This window comes from Francisella sp. Scap27 (genome assembly GCF_013394105.1).
GTDB classification, from domain to species: Bacteria; Pseudomonadota; Gammaproteobacteria; order Francisellales; family Francisellaceae; genus Francisella; species Francisella adeliensis.
Genome location: NZ_CP041326.1, coordinates 586,503 through 599,335, shown reverse-complemented (window position 1 = coordinate 599,335; position 12,833 = coordinate 586,503). Strand labels below are relative to the sequence as shown.

Below are 12,833 nucleotides of genomic sequence, written 5' to 3'. Positions count from 1 at the left end.
ATTGCCAGGCTATATTTAGGCTTGAGATTTATTTCTTCCCAGTATTAATACACATAGTATAGTATTTATAAACAATGACATACTTGGCACCATACACCAAAAGTATAGCCAAAAGTCAGGGCTATCATAGTATCTAAACATCGATAACACCGCAGATATAATACCTATTAAAGAAAATAGTATCTTACCTTGATTATTGTATAAAACGACTAACCAGCTATCTGGTTTATCAAAAGTTTTACTCGTTGGTTTCCAGCCCTGTTTTAGGTTGAGATAATAATTAACCTCAGCCTTTATACAGCACCAAAAAACAAATGATGATAGCATAAACATTGCTGCATAAATTTGCCCAATTTTACTTAGTATACTTCCTTTAATGTCGCCATAGATGTAGTACCATATACTTAGAATTATAAGAGGTAAAAGCGATAAGTTAACGATACAAACAAAGCCTAAGTTATTTTTTGGAAAGATGACTAGTAATAATGCAAATAAAGGCATTATAGATATAACAACTTTAAATAAAAGATACATCATATCTAGCTTAACTCGAAAGCATAATTTAGGTGAGCTTATGATTTTATAGAGGTATTTGTTCATAATCTGCATACCTCCGAAAGACCATCTAAGCCACATTTTTTCAAATTCTTTAAGTGATGTTGGAACCCATTCACCAGTTTTTAAAAATATCGGTTTACTGATAAATCCAGCTGCATAACAACGAAAACTAGCAGCAATGTCTTCGGTAACCATTACTTGAGATTTGTGATATTCTTCCCATTTTGAAATTGCTTGAAGAGCTTTCTTACTCCAAATACCGTTATGCCCTTGATAGTTGCAATAACCATTTTTACCAACAAATTCATTAAAATAACGAATAGTGTTTTGAAAAATACTAGATATTTTTGTTATTAAGTTCACACCATAGTTTGTACTTTCTATTAAGAAACTAAGAAAACCAAGTTTTTCATTTTTCTTAAACTCTTTTAAACCAACATGTAAGATTTCTTTTGGAACAGTGGAGTCTGCATCTAAAAATAGCACATAGTCATTACTAATATGCTTTGTAGCTAAATCTAAGTTTCTTGGCTTAAAGCCTTCAGTACCATCTCTATGTATAAACTTACATTTTCCATTATAAAAGTCTGCATGAGAGTTGACATAGTCTTGCCATTTATCAAAATCTTTAAAAGATAAGTCACTATTATCTACAACTATGATTTCCTTTAGATGTCTTGGATAATCTATCTCATGTGCTGAATCAAAAGTCATCTTACATACATCGAAAGGTTCATTTCGTGTACTTATTACAATCGAGCAACTTAAATCCAAATTACCATCAGTAGAATCATCTATGTTTTTATTTTTACTAATAAGGCTATCAAAAAAGCAATGTATGGCTATGATAACTCTGTACCATAATAAAAAGAAACTTGGTAATACAATGCTTAATATAAATGTTGTGATAAGTGGATGGTACGAGTAGCTACTATTTAAAACTTTCCAAAGTGAGAAGCTAGTTAGTACAAAGCTGAAAAGTACATATATTATTGTTAGTTTGTTATTGGTTGTTGAGTTTTTATCTGAAGTAACAAACATATAAGCTAGAAAGCTAAACAGTACAAGTGAAAATATACCTAGTACGATAAGTTTGTCAGAAAAAGCCACACAGAATAATATAATAACCAAAATAGGAAGTAAAAAGAGCTTTTTCATTTGAGGTGAACTAGAAATATAATAATATAAAAACTAGAGTTTACTTTAATGTTGATAAGCTATCAATATAAAGATTATAAATTAGCCTTAGATATTAGACTATTAATCTAGTTTATCTCTTTTAGCCTTTAGTAAATTTTTGATACTTTGCCATTCTTTTACTCGTGGAGTTAGAGAAGTTATCTTTTTATCTAACTCTTGATCTAAATCAACATTATAAAGATTTGCTAATTCTAGCAAACATACTAATACATCAGTCATCTCAGCTTTTATATTTTCATTATGGTTAGTTTCTTCATATATTTCTTTTTTCATTATTTCATTAGCAAGTTCACCAACTTCTTCAGTAAGAGCTATATAGCTTGCTAGGCGAGGGTGAGGTATATCTTTAAAAAGTTCAGCAACTGTTTTTTGAGCTTGTTTGATCGACATTTTATATGCTTATTTATCTAGCGAATAGGTAATTTTATCATTATTTGAGTATATATCAGTAGGACTATGGTTTATAATATATATCTTAAATTCAAAAGAATAAAAAGCAGTTTAATGAGTGATATAACGATAAAAACACCTGAAGAAATAGAAAAAATGCGTATAGCTGGGAAGCTTGCTGCAGAAGTTCTTGAAATGATAACACCATATGTAAAAGAAGGTGTAACTACTGAAGCTCTTGATAAAATGTGCCATGATTATATCGTTAATGAGCAACAAGCATATCCAGCACCACTTTTTTATCCAAGTTACGATAGTTCTGACCCTAGAGCATTTCCAAAGGCTGTTTGTACTTCTATAAACCATGTGGTTTGCCATGGTATTCCTGCTGACAAAAAACTTAAAAAAGGTGACATAGTAAATATAGATGTTACAGTGAAAAAAGATGGCTATCATGGCGACTCTAGCAAAACATTTATGATTGGTGAGCCGACACTTATGGCTAAAAAGCTTGTGGAAGTTACTTATGAGTGTATGTGGAAGGGTATCGAAGTTGTAAAGCCTGGAGCTAGGTTTGGCGATATTGGCGCTGTTATTGAAAAGTATGCTAAGAAATTTGGTTACTCTATAGTTGATGAGTTTTGTGGTCATGGTATTGGAGCAAAATTTCATGAGGCTCCACAAGTTATGCACCATGGCAAAGCAGGCACAGGTCCCCAGATGAAAGAGGGCATGACTTTTACAATTGAGCCGATGATAAATATTGGTAAAAGAAAAGTTTCTATTTTAAAAGATGGCTGGACAGCTGTTACAAAAGATAGATCTTTATCTGCTCAATGGGAGCACACAATTCTTGTTACTAAAGATGGCTATGAAGTACTAACTCTAAGAGAAGAAGAAAAGTAGTATGGCTGAACTTGTAACTCAACAACAGGTCAATGAGAAATGTGATTTATTAAGATTACAAAATGAAGAAATAACTGTCAGTAAGATTCGTAAACTTATTGGTAGTAATATTTCGATGATTGATTTGATTGAGAAAGTTACTGTATATAAGGAATCAAGATTTAAAGCTTATGATCTTGCTAAAAATGAGCAGGTTGTTGAAACAGTCCCAAAACGAGATAAATTGCTAACCTTGCTCGAACAGTCATTTACTGATTTTGGTATTGATAAAAAAGAGCTTGTTGTAAGCTTAAGAAATAGATTAACTGACTTTATAGCTTGTGAGGTTAGTAAGCAGACTCAAAAACTGCGCCAAATAGAATCTGAAGTTTCTAATAAAAATGCTAGTCTTGAAATTTCACAGCTTACTTTAAATAAACGCTATAAAGAACTACTAGAGAAATATAATTCTTTAAAAGAAGATTCTTACACTCTTAAACAAAACTATAACAAGAGTGCTTCAAAATATCGCGAAATTGAAAATGCTGAGAAAGCTTTACTTGATTGGGAAGACTTTAAAGGAGTTAAAGATCAGATACTATCTCTAAAAAGCTATGGTAAGCTAGCTGTTTATGATAAAAATGGTCAGATTATAATCAAATTTCCAGCTACAGATTTTCTTACTCAGGAGTGTAGGTCTGGTAAAAGTCGCTACTTAAAGGCAAAGGCTGTCTATGATTACAATATTCAGGCATGGGCATTATCTGAGTTTAGTGATATATCTAAGACTTTAGACTTTTTAAAGAGAAATAAATTTGTATTTTCTAAAGAGCTTGAAACTATTGTCTATCATCAAAACAAGAATTCTGCCGAGTAAAAAATTATTCTTCTATTTGATATACCTTTAATTGTTTATTATAATTTCTTAAATAATACTGTTTATAATAGACTTGTTCTTATAGGAAACACATATTTATGGCAAAATTTTTAAACACAAGTGCGACTAATTACTATTTAGAAGAATTAATAAAAGGCGCATCAGATCGTCTTATTTTGATAAGCCCATACTTGAATTAAATGATCGTATTAAAGAGTTGCTTGAAGATAAGAATAGGTTAAAGATTGATGTACGCATAGTATATGGTAAAAGTGAATTACAGCCTGCTGAAATAAGCTGGTTAAATGAACTTACATTTATCAGAACGAGCTTTTGTAAAAATTTACATGCAAAATGTTATATGAATGAAAGTTCTTGCATAATTACTAGTTTAAACCTATATGAATTTAGTCAAGTTAATAATAATGAAATGGGTGTACATATATCACGAGAAGATGATGCTGATATGTATCGTGAAACATACGAAGAGGCTCAAAGAATTATTAGGATTAGTGATGAAGTTAGAATTTCATTACAGAAAATTGAGAAACCCAAACAAGAAGATGTCGTCGTTAGTTCAAACTTAGCCGAAGAAGATAATGAGACAGCTAAAATTACATCTTCTAAGTTAGCAAGTAAGCTTAAGCTTAAAACCCCAGAATTTTTAGATAAGATGGTTTTGTTAGGATACATAACTACTGAGGATGAAGTTCAAACTTTAACAGATAAAGGCCTTAAAATAGGAGCTGAAGCCAAGAAAAATCGCTATGGGGGTTATTTTATTTGGCCTGAAGACTTTTCTTTAGAGTGAAAAATAAATTCTATTGGTAGATTTATAATTTTTTACTTTGAAGACAGAATTACGATTTGTTTCTTTAATTAAAAGTAATTACTTTTGTTACAGAATACTTAGTATACTTATATCTCATAAAACGAATATTTAACCAATGGATATATATGAAAATACTGATACGTAATTTAGATCGTAAAACGACAGAAGAAGAATTAAATAAATTATTTAGTACTTTTGGAGATGTTGAATCTTGTGATTTAGTCATGGATTCAATTAGTAAAGAATCTAAAGGTTTTGGTTTTGTAGATATGGTTAAGCCAGAAAATGCAAAGTTTGCAATTAAGAAGTTAAATAACCAAACTATTGGCAATAATAGAGTGCGAGTTAAGCTAGCTGAATAAAATGAAAGTATAACTTTTTCTAGAAGCAGAACAATGATTATATCTTTTATGTAAGAAGGTATGCTAATCACCGTTTCAAATTTCATAGCATCGAAACTATACTTAATATATAATCTACAGCAACTATATATAAAATTTCGTAAAATAATCAATGGATTTATTTTCAAGTTTAGAAAATCAGCAAACAGTTGGTGAATTTTCTGAGAAAGCGTATCTGAATTATTCAATGTATGTGATCTTAGATAGAGCTCTACCTCATATCTCAGATGGTTTAAAGCCTGTACAAAGGCGTATAATTTACGCAATGAGTGAGATTGGTTTAAGTCACTTGTCTAAGTACAAAAAATCAGCTCGTACAGTGGGTGATGTACTTGGTAAATATCACCCACATGGTGATAGTGCTTGTTATGAAGCAATGGTGCTTATGGCCCAAGGGTTCTCGTACCGTTATCCATTTATAGATGGGCAAGGTAACTGGGGTTCTGTTGATGATCCTAAGTCTTTTGCAGCAATGCGTTATACGGAGTCGCGTTTGTCTAAGTATGCAACCTTGCTTTTAGAAGAGCTTAAAAAAGGCACAGTAAACTGGAAGAAAAACTTTGATGGTACAATGGACGAACCAGAGTTGTTACCTGCCCAAGTACCAAATATTTTACTTAATGGTGCAATGGGAATCGCTGTAGGAATGTCTACATATATTCCGCCGCATAATATCACAGAAATTATAAATGCGTGTTTGCATTTACTTTCTAAACCAAAATCAGATATCGATGAAATTTTAGAGATAGTTTCAGCTCCAGATTATCCTGGTGGTGCAAATATCATCTCCTCTAAAGAGGAAATTGCTGAAGTTTATAAAGCTGGTGCAGGCTCTATAAAGCAACAAGCAGTTTATGATTTTGATAATGATGGAAATGTTGTTATCTCAAAACTTCCTCACCAAGTAGCTAGTGCAAATGTGATGGAGCAGATAGCAAACCAATTAAAGGCTCAAAAAATTAGTTGGATAAAAAACATTCAAGATGAATCTGACGATAAAGATCCTATAAAAATTGTACTTTATTCGGGCACTACTAAGAAAAATATCGCTAAATTAATGGGGCATTTGCTTGCAACCACTGATTTAGAAAAAAGTTTTCGTGTAAATATGAATATGATAGGACTTGATAATCGTCCTAGAGTTAAAAACTTATTAGCTATTCTACAAGAATGGCTTGAGTATCGTAAACTTACATTACGTAGAAGATTACAAACTAGCTTAGATAAGGTTCTAGCTAGGCTTCATATCCTAGAAGGTTTACTTATAGCATTTTTAAATATTGATGAAGTTATTGAGATAATCCGTAATTATGACGATGCTAGTGCCGAATTACAAACTAGATTTTCATTATCTGAAATTCAAGCAGAAGCAATTTTAAATATTCGTTTGAGAAAGTTAGCTAAAATTGAAGAATTTGAAATAAGAAAAGAACAACAAGAACTCGAGAAAGAAAAACAACTTTTAGAGGGTTATTTAAATAGTGAAGTTAAATTCAAAAATCTAATGAAAAAAGAGTTTAAGCAGATTTTAAAAGACTTTGGTGATGAACGACGCTCTAAGATAATTGCTGTTGAAAAGGCTCAAGCTCTGGAAGAAAAAGATCTCATACCTAATGAAAAAGTTACAGTATTACTTTCTAAGGCTGGTTGGTTGAGATGTGCTAAAGGTGAAAATATTGATCCAACAGGTTTAAACTATAAGCCCGAAGACAGTCATTATTTAGCTGCATCAGGCAACAGTAATGTTAGGGTTGTATTTTTCTCTAAGCTAGGTAAATCATACTCTATGTTTATAGATAAATTACCTTCAGCTCGTGGTTATGGAGAGCATATTACTACTTATATTCCATTGGATAAAGATGATGAGATTATAGGTGTATCATTTGTAAATTCTGCTGAGTATTTCTTACTAGCAAGTACTGAGGGTAAAGGTTTTGTTATCCCAGCTAATGATCTGATAGTAAATAAAGTGACAGGGAAAAACATTTTTGATGCTAATGAGGTTAGTGAATTTGAGCCATTTGATAGTTCTCTAAAAGTACTTCTTCTAAGTTCTCAGGGTCGAGCGGTAATTCGTGATTTTGCTAGTTTTGCTATTATGAAAAGAGGAAAAGGTAAGTCAATTATTAAATTAGATAAAAAAGATAAACTTAAGTTTATCAAATTCTTTGATCCGCAAAACACTGAAGTAATCCTAAAAGCAGGCAAAAGATTTATTCGTATTGATAATAAAAATATTGATACTTACTCAACTGATAAAGCCTCTGGTGGAGGAGTTCTTCTACCACAAGGGTTTAGAAAAATCACAAAAATTGAAGTGGAAAAAAGATAGGTTTTATAATAGTTACTCTTTTAAGAGTATCTTCTCAGCAAAATTAGGTATTTATTATTGATAGTTTTTGTAATTGACAGTATCGTTAAAAGACTTCTCGTAAATAATTATAATTCACCAATAGCATCAAAAAAATCTTTAATTGTGCAATGCTCTTCTATAGGATGACGAAGGTTTTTATCTTTATTTATGCTGTAGCAATTATTTCTACCTTCTTTGGTAACTTTTAGATAGGCAGTCTCAGTTAGGTCACCTAGAATATTTAGGACAGCTCTTTCAGTGATTCCAACCTTGATAGCCATATCTCTAATAGTAATTTTGGGATTACTATTAATGAGATAGAGAATATGAGAATGATTTGTTAAAAATGTCCAGTTAGTTTGTTTTTTGGTAGACATAATAATTCTCTCTATAATTTAGGTTTAATACATACATTTTTATTTATGTATTTTCATTCATGTATTATATTTCTTTAAATGTATTTGTAAATAGTTATTTTTATTTTTTTTATATTTAAACTCTATTAAGCTCTAAAAATATATAGCCTAAATATACCTTTCAATGTATTATTTATCCAAAATTGTAGAACAGTGATTTCATATGATTAATTTCTTAGCAAAAAATCAAAATTGGGCAAAAATAACTCCGTGGGCAGGAATAGTTTTTATAACTCTTTTATTTATAAATTTTTCTTTGACTGATCCTCATTTTTGGGCTTTGTTGAATATTCCATTATACTTATTTCATCAGACAGAAGAGCATTATATCCCAGGTGGGTTTAAAGACTTTATGAATCAAAAAGTTATGGATCTTCCTATAGGGAAAGAAAAGCTTACTGATATGAAAATTTTCTGGATAAATATTTTGATGGTATGGCTAGCATTTGCTATATTTGGAGCGTTAAGTTTTATAAATATAGGTTTTGGTTTGCTAATCATAATATTTAGTATAATGAATTGCCTGACACATATAGCAGAAGGTGTTAAACGCAAAAGTTGGAATCCTGGTTTGGTGATGGCAACACTACAATTTTTGATTTCAATATATGCTGCATATTTTGTTACAGTTCATGGTTTGACTAGTCCTTTGCTATGGTGGGTTGGAACTATAGTTTTTTCTATAGTAGCTCATGTTATACTATTTAAAGCTGTAATGACTAAAGACTAAAAAAAACACAAATAAAGCTAAAAAAATATTTACAAACACTCAAGAGAATATAATTAAATCATGTCAGAAGATAGATATAAAATTACGAAAAAAGTTACAATAGTTGGAATGTTTATAAATGCATTATTAGCATTTGTGAAGATGTTAATAGGGATAGTTGGTAGATCACCAGCATTATTTGCTGATGGCGTACATTCACTATCAGATCTTATAAGTGATGTGATGGTTCTATTTGCAGCTAAATATGCAAGTATTGGAGAGGATGAAAATCATCCTTATGGACATGAAAGAATTGAAACGATAGCAACATTAGTTATATCTGCACTACTTATAGCTGCAGGTTTTATGATAGTTTATCACTCATTGTCTGTTCTTATTGATGGTGGATACACTACACCAGATAAGTTTACAGTATATGCCGCAATATTTTCTGTATTTGGAAACGAGTTTATTTACCAGTATACAATGAGAGCTGCAAATAAAATTGACTCAGACATGCTCAGAGCAAATGCATGGCATAGCCGTTCAGATATGTGGTCATCTGTTGTTGTATTAGTTGGTCTTGCTGGTGCATTATATGGCTACGCTTGGATGGATGCTTTAGCTGCGTTTATCGTGTGTTATATGATTGTGAAGATGGGTGTGAAATGGGGATATTCAGCCGTTTCTGAACTTATTGATGAGGGTGTTGATGAAGAAACAAACGCTAAAATCCGAGAAATAATAGCTAATACTGAAGGTGTTGAAGATTTTCATTATCTGAGAACTAGAAAAATGGCAGGCAAAATCATGCTTGATGTTCATGTAATAGTAGATAAATATAGTACAGCTTCAGAGGGGCATTATTTTGCAGAAATTGTTAAGAGTAATATTTATCACAACATTGAGAATATTAAAGATATAACAGTACATATTGATGTTACAGATCATGAAGATGGAGTTATTAAACTAGAGAATTTTGAACCATCAAGAAAAGAAATTTATGCTGCTATAGCAGAATTTTTTGAAGAATATGGTTTAGAAGAAAGCCTTATTTTAGAAAAAAATATGTCAATTTATTATTTTGATGATGTCATTAATATCGATCTTTTTGTTAAGAGATCAAATGATCTTAAGAAGTATTCACAAATTATTGATAATTTTGAATTTAAAGGGTTTAATATTAGTGTAAATCTTTATTGCCCATTATAAAGGAGTAAAATATTGAAAATAAGAAAAGCAGTATTTCCAGTAGCAGGTTGGGGTACTAGGTTTTTACCTGCAACTAAGTCGTGTCCTAAAGAAATGCTTACAGTAGTAGATAAGCCTCTTATTCAGTACGCAGTAGAAGAAGCTATTGAGGCAGGATGTAAAGAACTTATATTTGTAACAAGCTCAAATAAAAAGTCATTAGAAGATCATTTCGATAGAAACTTTGAGTTAGAATATTCATTAGAAAAAAAGCAAAAATATGAATTATTAGAGATGGTTAAAAATATTGTTCCTAAAGATATTAGCTTCTTTTTTGTTCGTCAACCTGAAGCCTTAGGTTTGGGGCATGCAGTGCTATGTGCAAAACCATTAGTAGGCATAGAAGATTTTGCAGTTATATTGCCTGATGATCTTATTTATAATCATAATTGTGGTACTGGTGCTTTAAAACAGATGGTAAAAACTGTTGAGGGTACAGATATAAGAGGTTGTATTGCGACTCAACAAGTAGCTAAAAATAAAACAGACTCATATGGTATAGTTGCTAAAAATGATGAAAATATAATTAAAGCAATAGTTGAAAAACCAGCTCCAGAAAAAGCCCCTTCAACTACAGCTGTAGTTGGACGTTATTTATTGCCAAATAAGATTTTTAAGTGTCTTGAATCTACATCAGAAGGTGCTGGTGGAGAGATACAATTAACGGATGCGATTGCTAAGCTTGTTGATCTTGAAGAAAAAATTATAGCACATGATTTTAAAGGCACTCGTTATGATTGTGGTGATAAGCTTGGTTTCTTAATTGCAAACTATGAAATTGCATTACAACATAAAGAATTAGGCGATAAATTTAAAGATTACCTCGAAAATAGGTAGCCTATATTTTAAGTAAATACATTTGCATCAAATCAATAGCCTTATTGCACTAATGCAAATAGGTTAAATCATCTATGAAATCTAAAGAAAAAAATATAAGTATCCTTAACATTACTAACTTCAGTTAGCAAAATAAATATGCTACTATGAAATCATGTGCAAATTATTTTGTAGTAATAAACATGTCATATTCAAAATTTCAGGTATCAAAAGAATTTATTGAAAAATCATATATAGATAATGATCTTTATGAGAAGCTTTATAAAGAATCTCTTGAAAATCCGGAGCATTTCTGGACAAAGCAAGCTAATCGTATGCATTGGGATAAGCCATTTACAAAAGCTTGCAATAGCAGTTTTGATAAGGTCGATATAAAATGGTTTGAAGATGGTGAGCTAAATGTTTGTTATAACTGTGTAGATAGACATTTACCTGAAAGAGCTAACCAAGTGGCTTTTATCTGGCAAGCAGATAACCCTAAAAAATCTCGTAAAATAACATATCGTGAGCTATATCATCGTGTTTGTGAAATGGCGAATATTCTTGAAGCAAATGGTGTTAAAAAGGGTGATGTTGTTACTATATATATGCCACTTGTGCCAGAGTCGATTTACGCTATGCTAGCTTGTGCAAGAATTGGTGCAATACATTCGGTAGTGTTTGGTGGTTTTTCAGCAGAATCATTAAAGCAAAGAGTTATTAATGCAAAAAGTGACTTTATTATAACAGTAGATGAAGCTGTAAGATCTGGTAAGAGAATTCCAATGAAAGCTGGTGTTGATAAAGTAGTATCGGAAGTTGATGGAATCAGAAAAGTACTAGTTGTACAAAATACTGAGACAGAGAATATTACATGGAATGCTGAAAAAGATATTTGCTATGCAGAAGAGCTTAAAAAGGTTTCTAATGAGCATGAGCCAAAGTCTTTTAAGGCTGAAACACCATTATTTATGCTTTATACATCGGGTTCAACAGGTGCACCTAAAGGGCTAGTTCATACTAGTGGTGGATATTTGGTATATGCGAGCATGACTCATAAGCTTGTATTTGACTATAAAGATCATGATGTGTATTGGTGTACAGCAGATATTGGTTGGATAACAGGACATACTTATGTGGTTTATGGCCCTTTAGCCAATGGTGCTACATCTGTTATATTTGAAGGTGTTCCAACTTATCCAGATGCTTCAAGACTATGGCAAGAAGTAGATCAGCATAATGTTAGCATACTTTATACTGCACCAACACTTGTTAGATCACTATTGAAGGTTGGTGATCAGTATCTTGAAAATACAACACGAAAATCACTTAGAGTATTAGGTTCTGTAGGTGAGCCAATAAATCCTGAGGCATGGAATTGGTTCGTCGAGAAAGGTGGTAATAATCAAGCACCATTAGTTGATACTTGGTGGCAAACAGAGACTGGTGGCCATATGATAGCTCCTTTACCTGGGGCTCATAAATTAAAAGCAGGGTCAGCATCAAAGCCATTTTTTGGTGTTGATGTAGCTTTACTTGATACTGATGGTAACGAAATAGAAGGTATTGGAAAGGGAGCTTTATGTATTAGGCGAGCTACTCCGGGAATGGCCAGAACTATTTATGGTGACCATGATAGGTATTTACAGACTTACTTTAGTAGCTTTAAGGGATTTTATTTTTCAGGAGATGCAGCTAGACGTGATGAAGATGGTTACATCTGGATAGAAGGTCGCATGGATGATGTAATTAATGTCTCTGGTCATAGAATGGCAACAGCTGAGATAGAATCTGCATTAAACACTCATCCGCAGGTAGCAGAAAGTGCTGTTGTAGGTATGCCTCACGAAATTAAAGGCGAAGCAATATATGTTTACTGTATACTAAAAGATAGTAGTAAGTGTTCAGAAGAGGATTTTGCTGAAATTAGAAAAAGTTTAACTAAATACATACGACAAGAAATAGGTCCAGTAGCATCACCTGAAGTTATACAGTTTACTCCAGAGCTGCCAAAAACTCGTTCAGGTAAAATTATGCGTAGAATTTTAAGAAAAATCGCTGCTTCTGATTATGATAATTTTGGTGATATTTCTACACTATTGAACCCAGATATAGTAGAGTATCTGATACAAAATAAATAACACG

Annotated in this window: 11 protein-coding genes and 1 pseudogene; 9 read left to right on the top strand and 3 right to left on the bottom strand. The window is 31.8% G+C overall.

The genetic code is table 11. From position 1 onward, the window contains the following. Positions 1–15 precede the first annotated feature (15 nt). Together FLM55_RS02895 and FLM55_RS02890 are read right to left on the bottom strand one after the other, a co-directional pair. Positions 16–1,716, bottom strand: coding sequence for a glycosyltransferase family 2 protein (locus FLM55_RS02895; RefSeq protein ID WP_178947928.1), 1,701 nt, complete (start codon positions 1,714–1,716; stop codon positions 16–18). Between the two features lie 102 nt (positions 1,717–1,818). Further along, positions 1,819–2,148 (bottom strand): MazG nucleotide pyrophosphohydrolase domain-containing protein, encoded by a 330-nt coding sequence (locus FLM55_RS02890; protein WP_178947927.1) that lies wholly within the window; start codon positions 2,146–2,148, stop codon positions 1,819–1,821. 114 nt (positions 2,149–2,262) lie between these two features. Here FLM55_RS02890 and map point away from each other — a divergent pair, with 114 nt between their 5' ends. The 5 genes and pseudogenes from map (at position 2,263) to parC (ending at position 7,475) form a co-directional block, all read left to right on the top strand. Further along, complete coding sequence (gene map / locus FLM55_RS02885) at positions 2,263–3,054, top strand: type I methionyl aminopeptidase (protein ID WP_178947926.1); 792 nt, start codon at positions 2,263–2,265, stop codon at positions 3,052–3,054. 1 nt (position 3,055) lies between these two features. After that, positions 3,056–3,910: a hypothetical protein gene (locus FLM55_RS02880; RefSeq protein WP_178947925.1), complete on the top strand. Its 855-nt coding sequence runs from the start codon at positions 3,056–3,058 to the stop codon at positions 3,908–3,910. Between the two features lie 98 nt (positions 3,911–4,008). Continuing rightward, positions 4,009–4,721, top strand: a pseudogene (locus FLM55_RS02875) (phospholipase D family protein). A gap of 146 nt (positions 4,722–4,867) precedes the next feature. Then, positions 4,868–5,104 carry an RNA-binding protein gene (locus FLM55_RS02870; RefSeq protein WP_178947924.1) on the top strand — a complete coding sequence of 79 codons (237 nt, stop codon included), beginning with the start codon at positions 4,868–4,870 and terminating at the stop codon, positions 5,102–5,104. Between the two features lie 151 nt (positions 5,105–5,255). Continuing rightward, positions 5,256–7,475, top strand: coding sequence for a DNA topoisomerase IV subunit A (gene parC, locus FLM55_RS02865; protein WP_178947923.1), 2,220 nt, complete (start codon positions 5,256–5,258; stop codon positions 7,473–7,475). Positions 7,476–7,582: 107 nt separating this feature from the next. Here parC and FLM55_RS02860 read toward each other — a convergent pair whose 3' ends face one another. After that, positions 7,583–7,873 carry a winged helix-turn-helix domain-containing protein gene (locus tag FLM55_RS02860; protein WP_178947922.1) on the bottom strand — a complete coding sequence of 97 codons (291 nt, stop codon included), beginning with the start codon at positions 7,871–7,873 and terminating at the stop codon, positions 7,583–7,585. A 202-nt stretch (positions 7,874–8,075) separates the two neighbouring features. On the opposite strand from FLM55_RS02860, the gene FLM55_RS02855 reads away from it, so the two are divergent. From FLM55_RS02855 to acs, 4 genes are all read left to right on the top strand, one after another. After that, positions 8,076–8,642 carry an HXXEE domain-containing protein gene (locus FLM55_RS02855; RefSeq protein ID WP_178947921.1) on the top strand — a complete coding sequence of 189 codons (567 nt, stop codon included), beginning with the start codon at positions 8,076–8,078 and terminating at the stop codon, positions 8,640–8,642. Between the two features lie 60 nt (positions 8,643–8,702). Beyond that, entirely contained in the window at positions 8,703–9,833 is a 1,131-nt protein-coding gene (locus FLM55_RS02850; RefSeq protein WP_178947920.1) for a cation diffusion facilitator family transporter, read from the top strand. Between the two features lie 12 nt (positions 9,834–9,845). Then, a complete protein-coding gene (gene galU / locus FLM55_RS02845; RefSeq protein ID WP_112869652.1) occupies positions 9,846–10,709 on the top strand; it encodes a UTP--glucose-1-phosphate uridylyltransferase GalU in 864 nt (287 codons plus the stop codon). A 182-nt stretch (positions 10,710–10,891) separates the two neighbouring features. Beyond that, positions 10,892–12,829, top strand: coding sequence for an acetate--CoA ligase (acs, locus tag FLM55_RS02840; RefSeq protein WP_112870879.1), 1,938 nt, complete (start codon positions 10,892–10,894; stop codon positions 12,827–12,829). Positions 12,830–12,833 lie beyond the last annotated feature (4 nt).

Bases quoted from the DNA above. Each gene is read 5' to 3' on its own strand.
- FLM55_RS02895 (WP_178947928.1), bottom strand. From the start codon at position 1,716: ATGAAAAAGCTCTTTTTACTTCCTATTTTGGTTATTATATTATTCTGT.
- FLM55_RS02890 (WP_178947927.1), bottom strand. From the start codon at position 2,148: ATGTCGATCAAACAAGCTCAAAAAACAGTTGCTGAACTTTTTAAAGAT.
- map (WP_178947926.1), top strand. From the start codon at position 2,263: ATGAGTGATATAACGATAAAAACACCTGAAGAAATAGAAAAAATGCGT.
- FLM55_RS02880 (WP_178947925.1), top strand. From the start codon at position 3,056: ATGGCTGAACTTGTAACTCAACAACAGGTCAATGAGAAATGTGATTTA.
- FLM55_RS02870 (WP_178947924.1), top strand. From the start codon at position 4,868: ATGAAAATACTGATACGTAATTTAGATCGTAAAACGACAGAAGAAGAA.
- parC (WP_178947923.1), top strand. From the start codon at position 5,256: ATGGATTTATTTTCAAGTTTAGAAAATCAGCAAACAGTTGGTGAATTT.
- FLM55_RS02860 (WP_178947922.1), bottom strand. From the start codon at position 7,873: ATGTCTACCAAAAAACAAACTAACTGGACATTTTTAACAAATCATTCT.
- FLM55_RS02855 (WP_178947921.1), top strand. From the start codon at position 8,076: ATGATTAATTTCTTAGCAAAAAATCAAAATTGGGCAAAAATAACTCCG.
- FLM55_RS02850 (WP_178947920.1), top strand. From the start codon at position 8,703: ATGTCAGAAGATAGATATAAAATTACGAAAAAAGTTACAATAGTTGGA.
- acs (WP_112870879.1), top strand. From the start codon at position 10,892: ATGTCATATTCAAAATTTCAGGTATCAAAAGAATTTATTGAAAAATCA.